The sequence below is a fragment of the Ruegeria sp. YTSA072 genome, from assembly GCF_059610285.1.
Genome location: NZ_JBXWNI010000002.1, coordinates 439,212 through 454,448, shown reverse-complemented (window position 1 = coordinate 454,448; position 15,237 = coordinate 439,212). Strand labels below are relative to the sequence as shown.

General features: G+C 57.7%; 20 protein-coding genes. 4 read left to right on the top strand and 16 right to left on the bottom strand.

Annotation, left to right across the window (positions count from 1 at the left end):
• Window positions 1-65: 65 nt before the first annotated feature.
• Both AC2FIB_RS06455 and AC2FIB_RS06450 read right to left on the bottom strand, forming a co-directional pair.
• Entirely contained in the window at window positions 66-1,532 is a 1,467-nt protein-coding gene (locus AC2FIB_RS06455; RefSeq protein WP_496733673.1) for a uracil-xanthine permease family protein, read from the bottom strand.
• A 321-nt stretch (window positions 1,533-1,853) separates the two neighbouring features.
• The gene (locus tag AC2FIB_RS06450; protein WP_058273335.1) at window positions 1,854-2,663 is read right to left on the bottom strand and encodes a division plane positioning ATPase MipZ; all 810 of its coding nucleotides are present in this window, start codon (window positions 2,661-2,663) and stop codon (window positions 1,854-1,856) included.
• A 217-nt stretch (window positions 2,664-2,880) separates the two neighbouring features.
• On the opposite strand from AC2FIB_RS06450, the gene AC2FIB_RS06445 reads away from it, so the two are divergent.
• The 3 genes from AC2FIB_RS06445 (at window position 2,881) to AC2FIB_RS06435 (ending at window position 5,969) form a co-directional block, all read left to right on the top strand.
• On the top strand, window positions 2,881-3,768 hold the full coding sequence (locus tag AC2FIB_RS06445) for an AEC family transporter (protein WP_496733675.1): 888 nt from the start codon (window positions 2,881-2,883) through the stop codon (window positions 3,766-3,768).
• Window positions 3,769-3,849: 81 nt separating this feature from the next.
• Window positions 3,850-5,445, top strand: a complete 1,596-nt coding sequence (locus AC2FIB_RS06440) for an MFS transporter (protein WP_496733677.1) — start codon at window positions 3,850-3,852, stop codon at window positions 5,443-5,445.
• Window positions 5,446-5,504: 59 nt separating this feature from the next.
• On the top strand, window positions 5,505-5,969 hold the full coding sequence (locus AC2FIB_RS06435; protein WP_496733678.1) for a GNAT family N-acetyltransferase: 465 nt from the start codon (window positions 5,505-5,507) through the stop codon (window positions 5,967-5,969).
• Window positions 5,970-6,048: 79 nt separating this feature from the next.
• Here the strand turns inward: AC2FIB_RS06435 and rpmE are convergent, their stop codons facing one another.
• Window positions 6,049-6,270 (bottom strand): 50S ribosomal protein L31, encoded by a 222-nt coding sequence (gene rpmE, locus AC2FIB_RS06430; RefSeq protein ID WP_010437577.1) that lies wholly within the window; start codon window positions 6,268-6,270, stop codon window positions 6,049-6,051.
• Window positions 6,271-6,281: 11 nt separating this feature from the next.
• A complete protein-coding gene (gene rplS, locus AC2FIB_RS06425) occupies window positions 6,282-6,665 on the bottom strand; it encodes a 50S ribosomal protein L19 (protein WP_058273331.1) in 384 nt (127 codons plus the stop codon).
• 378 nt (window positions 6,666-7,043) lie between these two features.
• Here rplS and AC2FIB_RS06420 point away from each other — a divergent pair, with 378 nt between their 5' ends.
• Entirely contained in the window at window positions 7,044-7,847 is an 804-nt protein-coding gene (locus AC2FIB_RS06420) for a glycoside hydrolase family 25 protein (protein ID WP_496733680.1), read from the top strand.
• Here the strand turns inward: AC2FIB_RS06420 and AC2FIB_RS06415 are convergent.
• The 12 genes from AC2FIB_RS06415 to ffh all read right to left on the bottom strand — a co-directional run bounded on the left by AC2FIB_RS06415 (window position 7,844) and on the right by ffh (window position 15,201).
• Window positions 7,844-8,206, bottom strand: coding sequence for a hypothetical protein (locus tag AC2FIB_RS06415; RefSeq protein ID WP_496755569.1), 363 nt, complete (start codon window positions 8,204-8,206; stop codon window positions 7,844-7,846). The genes AC2FIB_RS06420 and AC2FIB_RS06415 overlap by 4 nt on opposite strands.
• 199 nt (window positions 8,207-8,405) lie before the next feature.
• Complete coding sequence (trmD, locus tag AC2FIB_RS06410) at window positions 8,406-9,215, bottom strand: tRNA (guanosine(37)-N1)-methyltransferase TrmD (RefSeq protein WP_496841833.1); 810 nt, start codon at window positions 9,213-9,215, stop codon at window positions 8,406-8,408.
• Window positions 9,212-10,027, bottom strand: coding sequence for a hypothetical protein (locus tag AC2FIB_RS06405; RefSeq protein WP_282169937.1), 816 nt, complete (start codon window positions 10,025-10,027; stop codon window positions 9,212-9,214). Before AC2FIB_RS06405 ends, trmD begins: the two co-directional genes overlap by 4 nt.
• A complete protein-coding gene (gene rimM, locus AC2FIB_RS06400; protein WP_058278985.1) occupies window positions 10,027-10,530 on the bottom strand; it encodes a ribosome maturation factor RimM in 504 nt (167 codons plus the stop codon). The genes AC2FIB_RS06405 and rimM overlap by 1 nt, the downstream gene beginning before the upstream one ends.
• Complete coding sequence (locus tag AC2FIB_RS06395; protein ID WP_496723344.1) at window positions 10,523-10,672, bottom strand: hypothetical protein; 150 nt, start codon at window positions 10,670-10,672, stop codon at window positions 10,523-10,525. Before AC2FIB_RS06395 ends, rimM begins: the two co-directional genes overlap by 8 nt.
• Before the next feature lie 6 nt (window positions 10,673-10,678).
• Window positions 10,679-11,314 (bottom strand): 5,6-dimethylbenzimidazole synthase, encoded by a 636-nt coding sequence (gene bluB / locus AC2FIB_RS06390; protein ID WP_282169936.1) that lies wholly within the window; start codon window positions 11,312-11,314, stop codon window positions 10,679-10,681.
• 12 nt (window positions 11,315-11,326) lie between these two features.
• The gene (gene rpsP / locus AC2FIB_RS06385) at window positions 11,327-11,716 is read right to left on the bottom strand and encodes a 30S ribosomal protein S16 (RefSeq protein ID WP_058273326.1); all 390 of its coding nucleotides are present in this window, start codon (window positions 11,714-11,716) and stop codon (window positions 11,327-11,329) included.
• A gap of 42 nt (window positions 11,717-11,758) precedes the next feature.
• Window positions 11,759-12,055 (bottom strand): chorismate mutase, encoded by a 297-nt coding sequence (locus AC2FIB_RS06380; RefSeq protein ID WP_496733682.1) that lies wholly within the window; start codon window positions 12,053-12,055, stop codon window positions 11,759-11,761.
• Window positions 12,052-12,603 carry a GNAT family N-acetyltransferase gene (locus tag AC2FIB_RS06375; RefSeq protein ID WP_496733683.1) on the bottom strand — a complete coding sequence of 184 codons (552 nt, stop codon included), beginning with the start codon at window positions 12,601-12,603 and terminating at the stop codon, window positions 12,052-12,054. Before AC2FIB_RS06375 ends, AC2FIB_RS06380 begins: the two co-directional genes overlap by 4 nt.
• Complete coding sequence (locus AC2FIB_RS06370) at window positions 12,600-13,145, bottom strand: GNAT family N-acetyltransferase (protein WP_496698494.1); 546 nt, start codon at window positions 13,143-13,145, stop codon at window positions 12,600-12,602. Before AC2FIB_RS06370 ends, AC2FIB_RS06375 begins: the two co-directional genes overlap by 4 nt.
• Window positions 13,142-13,699, bottom strand: a complete 558-nt coding sequence (locus AC2FIB_RS06365) for a GNAT family N-acetyltransferase (protein ID WP_496841832.1) — start codon at window positions 13,697-13,699, stop codon at window positions 13,142-13,144. The genes AC2FIB_RS06370 and AC2FIB_RS06365 overlap by 4 nt, the downstream gene beginning before the upstream one ends.
• A complete protein-coding gene (gene ffh, locus AC2FIB_RS06360; RefSeq protein ID WP_496733685.1) occupies window positions 13,696-15,201 on the bottom strand; it encodes a signal recognition particle protein in 1,506 nt (501 codons plus the stop codon). The genes AC2FIB_RS06365 and ffh overlap by 4 nt, the downstream gene beginning before the upstream one ends.
• Between the last annotated feature and the right edge of the window lie 36 nt (window positions 15,202-15,237).

The following is a 15,237-nucleotide window of genomic DNA, read 5'->3' as shown; positions in this document are numbered from 1 at the left end:
TGGCCGAAATTAATTGCGGCTTGGGCCTATCCATTTGTGAACAGGCCCAAGCAATGGTTTCTGGCTCAGACGTGATCGTTCTTAACCAACGCGCCGCGCCCGTGGCCGGCCATACCCCCAGAGACTTCTTCTGTCGCCTCATCCGCGAGTGTCTCTGGCAGGATCAGGTTAAGCACAATAGCGATAAACGCTGCTGGAAGGATGCCTGACGCGCCCAGAACCCGTAGGGTGTCGGGCAGGTGCTGCAGCGCATTTGCCGATCCGGGTGCCACGTTCATGACTTCGAGTTGAAGCCCCAGACCAATCGAAAGCGAAACCGCAAAGATCACCATGTTGCGACGGTTCCATACAACATCCGACAGCATGGATACGCCTGCGGCGACAACCATGCCGAACATGACAATGACACCGCCGCCCAGCACTTCGATCGGAACCGTTCGGATCAACCCGCCGACCTTGGGCACCAGACCGCATACAATCAGGAAAATGGCACCAATAGTGACCACGTGGCGGCTCATGACGCCGGTCATAGCGATCAGACCGACATTCTGGCTGAACGAGGTGTTCGGGAAGCCGCCAAAGACACCAGCAATGGCAGAGCCGAAACCGTCAGCATATGTGGCGCCCTGTATCTCTTTGTCGGTCGCCTCGCGACCTGCGCCACCTTTGGTGATCCCCGAGACATCGCCGACCGTCTCGACGGCGGACACAAAGGCCATGAGGCAGAAACCGATTACTGCGGCGAACGAGAACTCGAAGCCGTATTTGAAAGGCTGCGGCAGTGCGAAAGCCGCAGAGCGTTCCCACGAGCCTGAGATCACTTCGACAGGCAGCTTCCCAATCAGTAGGCAATAAACATAGCCCACCAGGATACCGACCAGGACAGCCGATACGGAAAGCATGCCACGCGCGAAGAACTTCAGCCCCAGCGTGACAAACACAACGATCAGCGCGGGTGTCCAGCTGGACAACGAACCATAGCTTTCAGCACCAGAGGCCTTGGCTGGAACACCTCCCGCAGCGTATTCGATGCCGACTTTCACCAGCGCAAGGCCGATCATCGTTACGACCAACCCGGTCACCAGCGGCGGCAGTGCAAAGCGAATCCTGCCGATCACCGTGCCTAACAGGGCATGAAACAAACCACCGATAATCACGCCCCCGAACAGGGCGGCAAGACCGTCCACGCCTTTTCCGGCAACCAGAGGGATCATGATCGGAATGAAGGCAAAGGATGTGCCCTGTACGATCGGAAGCGCCGCGCCAACCGGGCCAAGTGTTACCGTTTGCAACAGCGTGGCAACGCCAGCAAAAAGCATCGACATCTGGATCAGATACAGCAACTCGGGAAAGTCTGGGCTGTTTGAGCCAAAACCAAAACCCGCCGCGCCGGCAACGATAATCGCCGGAGTAACGTTCGACACGAACATTGCAAGCACGTGCTGTATCCCCAGCGGTACGGCCCGATAAATGGCTGGAAAATAGTTTGGATCCCGAAGTTGCTCCGGCGTCCCAATGGATGAATCGGTCATGGCTGTCCTCCCGAAAACGCGCGTTTTGGCGTCCTGTCCTTTGATAGCCTGGTGTGGAATTCACATCCTGATCCATTCAAAGTTGTCTATTATTAGATCAAGCAGATAGCTGGGATTATCAAAAATACCAAAAAGGTGTTTTGGATGGTTGTATTTTTGATAAAGAAACCAATGGCGATCCAGAGTCAGCCTTAACGCGACGCTGAAGCGTCAGGCTGCCGGTATTGTCAAAACTCATTGCCCAAAAGGGCAGGGGCGCACCCGATCTACGATTTTAGCGAGGTATAGTAGCGCTGGGACTGGAACGCCAGAACGTGGCCGTTAGAAGTCGATCTCAACGCCCGGCAGGTTAAGCTCTTTCATCATGTCGCGCAGCTCTTGCCGTGCAGCGATGTTCGAAATGTTCAGCTGTTTGACCCCGATATCCTTGAGGTCCAGCAAGGTCAGGCCGCGTGGGAAAAGCTCGCGGAAAATCACCCGCTCGGAGAAACCCGAGGCGACGCGGAAGCCGATGCGCTGGGACAGCATCTCAATCGCTCGCTGCATCTTTTCCTTGTTGACCATGCGCTGGGTGCCGACGCGGTTGCGGACAACCACCCAGTCGATGGGCTTTAGTCCCGCCTGCGCGCGCAGTTGGCGCGCGTTCCACACCATTTCTGAATAGACTGACGGGCCCAGGATTTTTTCACCCTTCGAGTCGATCCGTGCCAGCAGGTCAAAGTCGATAAAGCTGTCATTCAGCGGCGTGATCAGCGTATCGGCCAGCGAATGTGCCACCTGACTTAGGCGGGTGTGCGATCCGGGACAATCGATCAGGATGAAATCGCTGTCGCTTTCCAGTTCGGACACCGCGGCGGACAAGCGGTGATCATAGATATTCTCGCCGGGTTTCAGTTTGGACGCATCAATCTCGGGCAGGTCATGATGGCGGGGGCCGGGCAAGGTCAGGTCCGCGTTTTTCAGAAAATTGCCGCGGTTCTCGAAGTACCGGCCAAGGCTGCGCTGTCGAAGATCAAGGTCCAGTGTGCTGACCTTGTGACCCAATCGCGCCAGTGCGGTCGCTACATGCATCGACACGGTCGATTTGCCTGCGCCGCCCTTCTCGTTCCCCACTACGATAATATGTGCCATGCTTGTATTCCCACGTCCCGCCGTGCTTAACCACACGTTGTTACCGACCACTATATGTTGTGGAACGCGGGAAGGGAAGAACCCCAAGCGCCCGCGCAGAGCAATATCAGACTCTAATTTGGAAAACTCAACCGGCTGGGTCGGTTAGGACCCGCGCTTGCCAAAGCGAATAGGCTGTTTCACAGTTCAAATCAGGGTTTTGCAATAGGGGAACCGGTTGGACCATCTGTTTTTGAACGTTTTGAACGTGGTTCTGCCGGTGCTGATCTGCGCCGGAATCGGCTATGCCCTTGCCGCGATCAAGGCACCGTTCGACAACAAAGTTATCGGTGGGATCGTTTCGCGCGTTGGGTACCCGACGCTGATCATCTCGCACCTGTCCACAACCAAGATCGCGGTGGGCACCTTTCTGGACGTCATGACGGCCGCAGCGCTGGCCATTGCTGGGTTCGGAGTGTTGGGATTTCTGGCACTTAAAACCATGCGTCTGCCGGTTCGGGCCTTTTTGACGCCGCTGATGCATGGGAACGTGGGCAATATCGGGTTGCCTATCGCCTTGCTTGCGTTGGGTGATGCGGGAATGGCCTATACAATGGGATTTGTCGTGGTGGTGCTGATCAGCATTTTCACCGTCGGTATGTGGATACCGGCGGGGGAGTTTTCGCCCAGAAAGCTCGTCACGTCCCCGATCATTTATGCAGTGATCCTATCCCTGATCCTTATGGCGAGCGGATCAAGCTTGCCTCAACCGCTGGCAAAATCCTTCGACATTCTTGGGGGGCTGTCGATCCCACTGATGCTGCTGACATTGGGCCATACGCTGGCGACGTTGCGGATCAAAAGCCTGGGCCGGGCGGTGCTGTTGACCGTTCTGCATCTGGTCATGGCGATTGCAATCGCCAGCGCTTTGGTATGGGTTTTTGGTTTCACTGGGGCTGAACGAGGCGCGGTGATCCTGTGTTGCCTGATGCCGTCCTCGGTTGCGACTTACCTGTTCATTGACCAGCACGTGCCGGAATACGGGCCGGATGTTGCTGGTTTCATTCTTGTGTCGACGCTGGCCACGATCATCGTCCTGCCGGTGGCTCTATCTTACTGGATCTAACGCCAACCCTATGCGCAGCGACAAAAATCGCTAAACTGCTGATTAATTGCATTTAAGAACAATGAGTTTTCAGGTGGAATTATGACCGACAAGACGCCTTCTGACCCAACGCACGAAGGGGGTGCCCGCGTTGTGCTGGCGATGACGGCTATCTGTATGATGGTTGTTGGGTTTAACACAACGGCTGTTGCGACCATCCTGCCGAACCTCAAGGCCGAGTTCGATTTGACGCCATCCGGTCTGCAATGGGTGATGGCAACCTATACTGTGGCCAGCGCCACGCTGGTCACAATAGTCAGCCGGTTGGGCGATATCACCGGCAAGATGGGCGTGTTCTTCGCTGGTATGATTGTCTTCGGCATTGGGTCCGCCTCGGTCCTGTTCGCGCAAGACGGCGCGATGCTTCTGTTTGGGCGCGGGGCGCAGGGTGCGGGTGCTGCGGCCCTGTTTGGAACATCTCTGTCATTGCTCACCGCCGCCACACCCGAAGAACAGCGTGCAGGTGTTACCGGCGCATGGGGTGCAATTGTCGGACTTGCCATTGGCGTCGGCCCGATCGTCGGCGGTGCCTTTGCCCACTATTTCAGCTGGCGTGCGGTGTTTGCGACCGATCTGGTGTTGCTGGTGTTCGCCTTCCTGATTGGGCTGCATGTTAGCCGACACGGTTACGTGCCGGACACGCGTCAGGCCGGGGCCAAGTTTGATTATCCAGGCGCTTTTGCGTTGCTGTTGTTCCTTGGCCCGCTGTCCTTTGCGCTCAGCAATGGGGAAAGCAGCGGGTGGGCAACGCCGATGACATTGATGCCGCTGGGTGTTGCGGCGGTTGCGACAATCATCCTTGTCATCGTGTCCCGCCGCAGCGACGATCCGTTGATCGAACTGCGATACTTCAAGCATCCGCGTTATTTCATGGCCGCCGTTGGCATGTTCTTCACCGGCTTCACGCTGTTCTGTTTCTTTGTGTACTTCAACACGTTCGTTCAATCCCCGGATGCCTTCGGCTATTCGCCCATCGGCGCAGGTTTAGCGATCATGCCGCTTAGCCTTAGCATGTTCGTGATCTCGGTCACCGCACCCCGGTTTCTGGCGCCCTACAGCTTTCAATGGCCTATCGTGATCGGCTTGGGGGCGATGGCCTGTGGGTTCTTGCTGTTGATGACAACTTCGAACTCCACTCAATATGCCGAGATCTGGTGGAAGCTGATGATCGTCGGCATTGGATTAGGTATCTGTTTTTCACTTTTACCCCGGCTCGGTCTGCGCGTGTTGCCAGAAGAGCATGTGGGGCAGGGATCCGGGGTGATTAACGCCTGCCTGTATTTTGGTGCGACACTGGGCGCCGTGGTCGGAGGTTTGGCCGAAGCAATAACGACCCGCAGAGGTATTTCCGAGGTTATGAATGCTTTGCCCGCCGGTTCCGACCAGCGAGAAGATCTGGCCCATGCCCTAACCCATGGGACGCCGAGTCAAATCCAACAACTGATCGCTAAAATGGATCCTGAAACTAGCAGCGCTTTGGCCAAGGCCCTTCGGGACTTGCAGGACAACGCCTTTGACAGCGCGATGCTTGTTGCTGCGGTGGCGGCTCTAGTCGGGATGGCTTTGGCGCTGATGTTGCTTCGGGGGCCGGTGCCGCCCGTACACAGCGCAGCCGAGCTGACGCGTGCGAAGAGTTGAGTTCGCTTCAACTGTTGGCAATTCTACTGCTCGAAATCCGGCTGTGATAGTAGGTCTCCATGGTTGAGTTTGCGCTACTCTCTCAAAAAACCCTGCGCCCTTTGGCGGCTTTGTCTGTGCGCGACAATCAGGCAGGGTTTGTCGCGACAAATCTAATGACGATGGCGCAGTCGATTTTCGAACCGGGGTCAGAAATCTATGGCATTTGGGATGGCGGCGATGCGGTGGGTTTGCTTGCCATAATCGACATGGCGCATCCCGACGCAGATTTGGATGACGGGGATGACCCGGATGGCGTCTATATCTGGCGGCTGATGGTCGACAAATCTCGCCAAGGCCGGGGCTATGGAATGGCCGCATTGGATTTTGCAAAATCCGTGGCTTTGAAAAAGGGTCGCTCTAACCTGGTGATCAGCGTCGTCGACGAACCCGGCAGTGCGCTGCCGCTTTATCAATCGTTCGGGTTTGCGCCGACTGGCCGGCTTGTCGATGGAGAGGTCGAGTTGATCATGCGGCTGGCTTAGCCACTTATTTTTGGCAACGTTCTACCCACAAAAAAGGCCGCCCCGGTGGGCGGCCTTTCGCATCTCAAACGGGACAGGCTTAGAAGCCCAGACCTTCGTATTTCTTCTTGAACTTCGACACACGGCCGCCAGCGTCCAACAGGCGCGACGAACCACCGGTCCATGCAGGGTGCACAGAGGGGTCGATTTCCAGAGCCAGCTGATCGCCTTCGGCGCCCCAGGTGGATTTCATCTGAACTACGGTGCCATCGGTCATTTTGACGTCGATGACGTGATAATCGGGATGGATGTCTTTTTTCATCTTTCCGTTCCTTACGCTTCGGCGCCAGCCTTGGGCTTGTAGTTGGTGACTTCTGCGATACGCGCGGATTTACCACGGCGCGAGCGCAGATAGTACAGTTTGGCACGACGGACGCGGCCACGGCGGACAACGGTGATGCTGTCGATGTTGGTCGAATACAGCGGGAACACACGTTCTACGCCTTCGCCAAACGAAATTTTGCGAACGGTGAACGCACCGGCGATGGTGTTGCCGCCTTTGCGGGCGATGCAGACGCCTTCGTAGTTCTGCACACGGGTGCGCGACCCTTCGGTCACTTTAAAGCCGACACGGATGGTGTCACCGGCTTTGAAATCGGGGATGTCCTTCCCCAGGGCGGCAATCTGTTCCGCCTCAAGCTGTGCGATCAGGTCCATCGCATTTCTCCTATCTGCTCGTGGTTGGTCCACGAAGTTGAGCACGGCCTGAGAGCTCTTGGTCTTCACCGGGTCCTGCGAACAGCCCGCCAGAGGTCAGATCGAATGTTCCTTATGCCTGGTCTGCCCTGCCGCGCCGTGGCCGAAGAAAGCCGGGCGTCACGCCATGATGCAAACCAAAACACCGGAGTCGCATGTCGCGGCACCGGATTGCGCTGCTTTACGGGCTTTATGGGCAGGGATCAAGCCTGAATCGCAAGAATGGTCAGGGCCAAATGGTAAGATTTCGCCACCGGCCAACAACACCGTTGCCTTGTCAGGCAGATCAGGCATTCTAGAGGGAATTATAAGAGCAGAAATTTAGAACAGGAACATACCATGCGCACAGCATTGATGCTGGCTGTTTTGGCCTTCGCGACCCTGTCCTGCGGTCGCAGCAGCCCTCCGCCCCAACAGGTCGAAGCTAAGGCATTCCTGAGCACCACGTCGCCCTCGGTCATTTTTCCAAGCTTTGGGGATGCCAAGCCGCATGAGTGGGAAGGCCGGCATCCGGGGCACTATCCGGTTCACGGGCTCGATGTTTCGCGATGGCAGGGTCCGATTGACTGGCGCAGGGCCAAGTCCTCCGGTGTCAGTTTCGTATTCATCAAGGCGACCGAGGGGGGCGATGTGGCCGATCCTTTGTTTGATGATCACCGGCGCGGCGCGCAAGCCGCGGGTGTTCCATGGGGGGCTTATCACTATTACTATTTTTGCCGACCAGCTCATGAGCAGGCGAAATGGTTCATCGAGAATGTGCCCAAGGGTGCAGATCTGCCGCATGTGCTGGATATGGAATGGACGCCACATTCCAAGACCTGCACCATCCGGCCTGATGGCGCGACGGTTCGGTCCGAGGCGAAGCGGTTCCTTGATATCCTGGAACGCCACTATGGCCGCCGCCCGATCGTCTACACGACCGTGGATTTCTACGGTGACACCGATATCTCCCGTCTGCCCAAGACGGAATTCTGGCTACGGTCGGTCGCCGGGCATCCGCGCAACGTTTACCCCAAGGCCGCATGGCGGTTTTGGCAGTATACGGGCACGGGTTTGGTTCCTGGCGTTCAGGGGAAAGTGGACATCAACACATTCAACGGCCCGCCGGAAATCTGGGCCAGATGGAAGGCGGGGGGCGCTTAGCCGCTTGGTGCCCCATAAGTTTCAATGGTTCCCCCGGCCACAAGGTGATCCAGACGGCGTACCCGTTCTTGGCCAGATGTGTGATGCAGCCAGAACCGCTCTCCATCAGTCAGTTCGCGTCGTTCGAAGCCAAGTTCGGTCATGCAGCGATGCACCTGGTCAATTTCACCCTGTGAGCGAAGCTTATCGTCGAAGGGCGCCGTAACGATGGGGCCCAGGATCACGCCCCACAGCAGGATATTCGTGGCGTATCCACCAATCACCGCGCTGTTGCCCCCAATATCTTCCTCGGCGGCGCATGATTGCACGGCGACCTTTGCGGAGTGCAGGTTATGGCCCGCCTGAGTGGGCACTGCCATCTCAAGAGGCTTGGTTGTGCAAGCTGAAAGGGCAAGCACAGCTAAGCATATGATTTTTTTCATTTAGAAGCCTGTTATGCGTTGAATTGAAATCGCATTTTTTGCAATATCTTAAAGATGAGTATTTTTTCAGAACATCAGCTTCAAGTGGTGTTCGCTAAATACAGGAACGTGCTGCATACAAGGCACACTCGGGGTATCAATCCTGTGTGTCGTCCCCGGATTCCTCGTAGCGTTCCCACAGATCAGGGCGTCGCTTGCGGGTGATCTCTTCAGACATCTGGTGCCGCCATTCGGCAATGCGCCCGTGATGACCAGACATCAGAATGTCGGGGATCGGGCGGCCTTGCCAATCTGCGGGTCGGGTGTATTGCGGGTGCTCTAAAAGACCCGAGGAAAAGCTTTCGTCTTCGGCTGAGGCCTGGTTGCCCAATACGCCGGGAATCAACCGCACAGTTGAGTCAATCAGCGCCTGGGCTGCGATCTCGCCGCCGGTCATCACGAAATCCCCAAGGCTGACTTCCTGAACGCCGTAATGTTCCAACACGCGTTCATCGACGCCTTCGAACCGACCGCAGAGCAAGGTCATGCCGTCGCAGCGTGCGAGGTTTTGCATCATACGTTGATCCATGCGGCGACCGCGCGGGCTGAGGTAGATCAATGGCCAGTTGCCTTGCACGCCAGCCATTGTGTGTTCGATTGCCTCACCCAGCACGTCTGCGCGCAACACCATACCCGCGCCGCCGCCAGCCGGCGTGTCATCGACATTGCGATGCTTGCCAACGCCGAACTGGCGCAGATCCACTGTCTCTAACTGCCACAACCCTTCTTGCAGGGCCTTGCCCGTCAAGCTTTCGCCGAGAACGCCGGGAAAGGCGGAAGGGAACAGGGTGATGATTTTTGCTTTCCAGACCCCATGCAGATCAGGGGTCGGAGTCATCAATTCACGCGGCTTCAGCGTGGGTCGGATTGCTTTGCGTCCGTGAGATTTGCTTGGCTTGTCTGTCATATTGTGCCGACCATCGCGTTCTTTGCCCGCTCTACTACCAGCGCTTTTTGCCGGGTCAACTCCGCTTCGTCCAGATGGGATCGGTTCAGCGTCAGCAATTCCGCCAACACGCTTTCCGGTAGCCTGCTGTTAGATTTTGTGGGCGGCACCAAAAGCTGCGCTTTTTCCCTAGGCAAGTTCAGGAATTCGGCAAAAGGCGTACCGGGACCAAAGCGTCGCAAATGCGTCTCTTCCAGCCACTCTTCGGTCACAGTGACCGACGGCAGTTTTTTGCGAATGTCCGAGACGGTTTCCTCGAGCGGGGGCAGGTGATCCATGTTCGCGCGGAAGATGTCGAATTCCTGGACCTCGCGGGTTCTCTGAAGATCGTGTGCCCAAAGGCTGCGCAACCACGCCCCGCGCTGTCGCAGGGACAGGTAGATCGTGATATCGACCTCCTGATCCTCGAACCGATCGCGGATGGCATCCACCAGACAAGCGGCCAGATCCGGTGCGGCGGCATATCCCTGTTCGATATTGCGGCTGGGACGCAGGCCGCTGAAATTCTCTTCACTGACGATCAGGCCGCGTTTCGTGCCGAAGTTCCGCGTGGCCAGATACTCTCGGGTCTGCGAGCTGAATTCGGATAGCGTTCCCACGGTTCCATAGATGGAATGGCGGGTCGCGGCACCTGACAGCCCCAATTTGCGCGTCTTGTAAGGCAGTAACAGTGCAAAATGTGGCCAGATCAATTCGCGGTTTTCATACAAAAATGATTGTGCTGCAGTGGTTCCGGTCTTGTGTAGCCCCAGATGCAGCAGAACGCGTCGCATCAGATCAGCCCCTCGGGCGGGTCTGCGATGATGCGGCCTTTGTCCAGATCCACAGTTGGAACAACCTCAAGCGTGAAGGGCAGAAAAACGGTGCCTTTCAACCCCGGCCCGTGCAGTTCCAGCAGATCTGCGGCGCCGTGGTTTTGTACCGACTTCACACGACCCAGCAGCGTTCCGCCGGTGTCGTAGACCTCAAGCTCGATCAGGTCGGTGTGATAGAATTCGTCATCAGGCAATGATGGCAGCTGATCACGCCGCGCGAATAGGCGGAGGCCGTTGATGGCGTCTGCCTGTTCTTTGGTCTCGATCCCACCCAAACGCGCCGCAAAGCCGTTTTTGATTGGGCGGGTCAGCACCAGGGGATAGCGTTCCTTGCCGTCTTCGTCAGTTAAGGGCGAATAGGTCTCGATATCCTCAGGGATGGCGCAAAAACTTTTTAGCCGCACTTCGCCGCGTACGCCGTACGACCCCGCAACGCTGCCCACGCAGATCAGATCAGTCATTTCGCTTTTCCGTCGTTACACATAATCCGTCCTGCCAGTCGCCAACCGGGGCACATGCCTCGCGTTGGTTATTGCGCTCAAAGAACACGCCCACAATAAAAGCGATCAGCAACAGGATGGGAAGCCGTATCAGTCCGAACATCTGGCTTTATCGCGTTTCGATATGCAACCGGGCGCTGCGCTGTTCCCAGCCGGCACGCTCAAGTTCGGGTCTTTCAGACATTTCTTCCGGCCAGCCCACGCAGTAGTAGCCGACCAGAGACCAATCGTCAGGCACAGCCAGATCGCGTTTCATCTGTTCTGGATCAAGGATTGAGACCCAGCCCAGACCCAATCCCTCGGCCCGCAAAGCGAGCCAGAACAAGGTGATCGCGGCGACGACAGAATAGCGGCGCATCTCGGGCATTGTGCCCGCTCCCAGCCCCAGACCTTTGTTGGTCGTCTCGTCCGAGAATACAGCCAGCTGAACAGGCGCTTCCTGCATGCCGGACAGCTTCAGGCGGCTGTATTTCAACGCCTTGTCGCCCGAATACCCTGCAAGGGCCTTTTCATTGGCGTTTTGGAAATTCTCCAGCGCTGCGGCACGCGCCGCTACGCTTTCGACGCGAATGACGCGCCAGGGTTCGCTCAGCCCCACGGAAGGGGCCAGACGAAATGTGTCGAGGCAGCGCGTCAGCACCGCCTCGTCCACGGGATCGGTGCGAAACCGGCGCACATCGCGCCGGAGCCGCATCAACAGTTCAAACTGCGTGCGAAAATCGTCGGTGAAATCCTGATCCTGCACGCGCTGACCTGCTTACTCTTCTGCCGCTGCTTCTTCAGCCGGAGCAGCAGCTGCCTCGGCGGCTTCAGCAACCTTTGCAGCTTTCTCTTCTGCGCGTTCCTGAGCTTTCTTGCCCGGGGTACCCTTGTTGGGGTTGTTGCGCTCGGCCTTGTTAAGGGTGCCGGCAGCTTCCAGCATGCGTGCAATACGGTCGGTGGGTTGTGCGCCCTGATCCAGCCAGTACTGAATGCGCTCCATGTTCATTTTTACGCGCTCTTCGCTGTCTTTCGGCAGCAGCGGGTTGTATGTGCCCAGCTTTTCGATGAAGCGGCCATCGCGGGGCATACGGCTGTCAGCCGCTACGATGCGATAGAAAGGGCGCTTTTTTGAGCCGCCGCGGGCGAGACGAATTTTCATTGCCATGGTGGTATCTCCTTTGAATGGCGTATCCGGTGATTCACCGGTTTAGTTCTGGTGTTTCTTGTGGTGTCGGATGACTTCCTGAATGATGAAATTCAGGAAAGCCTTGGCAAAATCTGGGTCCAGATCGGCCTCTTTCGCCAGTTCTTCTAACCGTGCGATCTGCGCGGACTCGCGCGAGGGATCGGACGGGGGAAGGTCGTGTTCGGCCTTGAGCTTGCCAACGGCCTGGGTGTGCTTGAACCGCTCGCCCAGAGTGTAGACGAGGATCGCGTCCAGCCGGTCGATGCTTTCGCGATGCTCTTTCAGCAACGTCGCAGCCCGAGTCACAGGGTTGTTCATTGGCCGGTCCTTTCGGTGGTCAAAGCGGTGTCAGAGAATTCGAGCTTCGGGTGCCGCCAAACCTGACAGCGTTGACCCACAACCTCGCCCTCGCGTTCATAGGTGGCGCCAAGACGTTCGGCCAATGCGCGCGAGCGGTTGTTTTCATGGGCGATGTACGAAATCGGGCCATTCACCCCCTGGTGTTGGGCGGCATAGGCGCGGGCAGCCATCGCGGCCTCGAACGCAATTCCTTTGCCTTCGAAACCATCAAAAATGACCCAGCCTAATTCGGGCTCATCCCAGCCCGGCGCGTTGATGATGCCGGTCCAGCCTGCAAAGGCGCCGCTGGCCTTTTCGACGATGTGCCAACCACCGTAACCCATAATGGCCCAATGTCCGAACCGGCCCAAAAGGGAACGCCATGCTTCCAGTGGCGTTTTTGGGCCACCGACCATGCGGCTGCGGTCCGACGCGAAGAAGGTTGTCATCGCGGGCAGGTCACCCTCTTGCGGAGCGCGCAGGATCAGGTTTTTAGTTTCTACGGTGGGAATGGTGTACGAGGTCATGCGTAGGCCTCCATTCCGCCGTTCACCAGATCGGCCGGGGCAGGGTGCCGCCAGACTTGCATCGTACCAAAAGCCGGATGTTCGAAAGTGTAATCGAACTGGGCACCCAGACGTTCGGCCACGGCCTTGCTGCCCAGATTCTCCGGGTCGATCAGCGAAATTGCCGTTTCCCAGCCCAGTACATCATAGGCATGCGCGCGCGCGGCCAGCGCGGCCTCGGTCGCGTAACCCTTACCAGTTGCGTTATTCATCAACGTCCAGCCGATTTCAGGTTCAGGCCAGCTGTGCGGGCACCACAGGCCGACGTGGCCGACATAGGAGCCTGTATCCTTTTCCTCGACGCCCCAAAACCCGTAGCCGCGCATGGCCCAATGACCCAGCAGCATGGCAATGGCGCGCCATGTTTCATCAGGGCGCAGGGGGCCGCCGACGAATTTCGATGCATCGCTGGCAAAGAACTCGGCCTCGGCCTCGAAGTCCGCTTCGCTAGGGGCCCGCATGATCAGGCGTTCGGTTTCCAACCTGGGGATCGACGGTGTCATGCCTGCACCTCGCCATAGCGCCAGACATGCTGATCTGCGTCAAAGGCACTCTCGGCCGCTGCGTCCCTGGATGCGCCAAGGCGTTGCGCCAACGCATTCGAACGCGTGTTCGACCGCGAGACATAACTGACGAACTGGCCCGATCCGAGCAGGTCGAAACCGAAGTCGCGTACGGCCGCGCAGGCCTCAGTCGCGTAGCCTTGCTTGCGGTGTTCGGCGCTGAACATATAGCCAAGCTCGGGTTCGCGGTCATCCCATTCCAGCCCCAGCAAAACGAAACCAGCGATCTGATCATTGTTCTTCAGGGTCACCGTGAACAGGCCATGCCCATGCAGAAGCCACCCGGAGGTATAGTAGGAAAACTCGGTCCAAGCCTCCTGTTCGGAACTGCCAAAGGTCTCGCCGCAAACTGTGGTCCAAACAGGCAAGTCATCCAGAGTGGGTGCACGCAGAACCAGCCGCCGGGTCTGAATGACCGGCAGGGCCGCGCGATACTGCGCCGCTGCCATCGCCGCCTTTCCGGACGGGGGCTGGGTGCAGCGTGCTGGTGTCACTTTTTCTTTCCGAAACCGCTCAGACCCGGGGGCAGGGCCATGCCGCCACCCATTCCAGGCATACCGGGTATCTTGCCACCCATCGCTTTGGCCGCCTGTTCCAGTGCCTTGGGATCCATGCCTGCGGCCATGTCTTCGGGCGAGGGGCCGCCTTTACCGAACATGCCTTTCATGGCCTGTTTCAGCATTTTGCCTTTGCCCATTTTGCCCATCTTCTTCATCATGTCCGACATCTGCCGGTGCATCTTGAGCAGCTTGTTGAGGTCACTGACTTCCATCCCAGAACCGGCTGCGATCCGTTTTTTGCGGCTGGCTTGCAGCAGTTGCGGGTTGGCACGTTCGCGTTTGGTCATGGATTGGATCAGGGCGATCTGGCGCTTGAGCACCTTGTCGTCCATGCCCGCCTCTTCGACCTGCTTGGCCATCTTGCCCATGCCGGGCATCATGCCCATCATGCCCTGCATGCCGCCCATCTGGATCATCTGTTCCAGCTGCATCTTCAGGTCGTTCATGTTGAACTGACCTTTGACCATGCGCTTCATCATGCGCTCGGTCTGTTCCATCTCCATCGTTTCCTGAGCTTTTTCGACCAGGGCAACGATGTCGCCCATGCCCAGAATACGACCGGCGATCCGGTCCGGCTCAAAGGTTTCGAGCGCGTCCATTTTCTCGCCCAAACCGACAAAACGGATCGGCTTGCCGGTAACCGCGCGCATTGACAGCGCCGCACCGCCGCGCCCGTCACCGTCCATTCGGGTCAGGACGACGCCCGAGATTCCGACCTTGGCTTCGAATTCCTCGGCCACTTCAACGGCGACCTGACCGGTCAGGCCGTCGACCACCAGCAGGGTCTCGCGCGGATCAACAACGTTACGAACCTGCTCGACCTCGTTCATCAGCACTTCGTCAATGTGCAGACGGCCAGCAGTATCCAACATATAGACGTCATAGCCACCCAACGTTGCCTGTTGCTTGGCACGTTTGGCGATGTCGACGGGTTTTTGGCCGGGCACGATTGGCAGGGTATCGACGCCGACCTGCGTACCCAGAACGGCCAGCTGATCCATCGCTGCCGGGCGATAGACGTCGAGCGAGGCCATAAGGACTTTTTTGCCCTCTTTCTCTTTCAGGCGCTTCGCCAGCTTACCTGTCGTGGTCGTTTTGCCTGAGCCCTGCAAGCCGACCATCAGGATCGGAGCAGGCGGGTTATCGATTTTCAGCGCACCTGGATCTTCTTCACCGCGCAGTGTGTCAACCATCGCGTCGTGCACGATCTTGACGACCTGCTGTCCGGGCGTGATCGACTTGGTCACCGCCTGACCGGTGGCCTGATCCTGCACTTTCTTGACGAATTCACGTGCAACCGGCAGCGAGACGTCAGCCTCAAGTAAGGCCACGCGCACTTCGCGCAGGGCAGTTTTGACGTCCTCTTCGGACAGGGCACCCTGTTTGGTCAGCCGGTCAAAGACGCCAGAGAGGCGTTCGGATAGATTTTCAAACATGCCTTCGGCCTCCTTAGCCGGTTATCTGATGGCAGT